Genomic DNA, 771 nt, shown 5'->3' on the forward strand with positions numbered 1-771 from the left:
GTCCTGGCGTGGGGGCTGCTGGACGTGCCGGCCGAGCAGCGGCGCGCGAGCGCGGGCTGGGACCTGGCGGCCGGGGAGCACCTGCTCGTGGTGGGCACCGTCCGCAGCGGGCGCAGCACGCTGCTGCGCACGCTGGCGGCGCAGGCCGCGCGGTGCGCGGTGCCGGTGGAGGTGCACGTGCTGGACGCCGGGGGGCGCCTGGGCGACCTCGCGGGCACCGGCTGCACGGGCTCGGTCGTCGGCCGCGAGGAGGTGTGGCGGGCGGGCCGGCTGCTGCAGCGGCTGCAGGAGGAGGTGGAGCGGCGGCGCGCCCGCTTCGCCCGCGCGGGCGTGCCCGACCTGCCGGCCGAGCACGCCCGGGCCCGCGCGGCCGGGGAGGCGCTGGAGCCGTACCTGGTGCTGCTCGTCGACGGCTGGGACTCCTTCGCGGGCGCGCTCGCCGACGCCGAGCCCGGGTGCGGCGCCGACGCGCTGCTGCGGCTGCTGCGCGAGGCCTCGGCGGTCGGCGTGCGGGTGGCGCTGACCGGGGACCGGGCGCTGCTGACCGGTGCCGTGGCCTCCGCCTGCGGGCAGGTGCTGCTGCTGCGCCTGGCCGACCGCGCGGACGCGGCGCTGCTGGGCCTGCGGGCCGCGGAGCTGCCGCGGGCGGCGCCGCCGGGGCGCGGGGTGCTGGTGCGCGAGGGGGTCGCCCAGGAGGTGCAGGTGCTCGAGCCCGCGACGGTCCCGGGCCCCTGGGCGGGGCGGCCGGTGCGGGCTCGAGCACCTGCACCT

At 81.6% G+C, this 771-nt stretch carries 1 protein-coding gene; it reads left to right on the plus strand.

Translation table 11 applies throughout. The annotated features are described in order from the left end of the window. Positions 1–771: FtsK/SpoIIIE domain-containing protein (locus tag GTQ99_RS23700; protein WP_205708132.1), on the plus strand; the 771-nt coding region annotated here is incomplete at both ends.

The sequence above is a fragment of the Kineococcus vitellinus genome (genome assembly GCF_009906315.1).
In the GTDB taxonomy this organism is placed as follows: domain Bacteria; phylum Actinomycetota; class Actinomycetes; order Actinomycetales; family Kineococcaceae; genus Kineococcus; species Kineococcus vitellinus.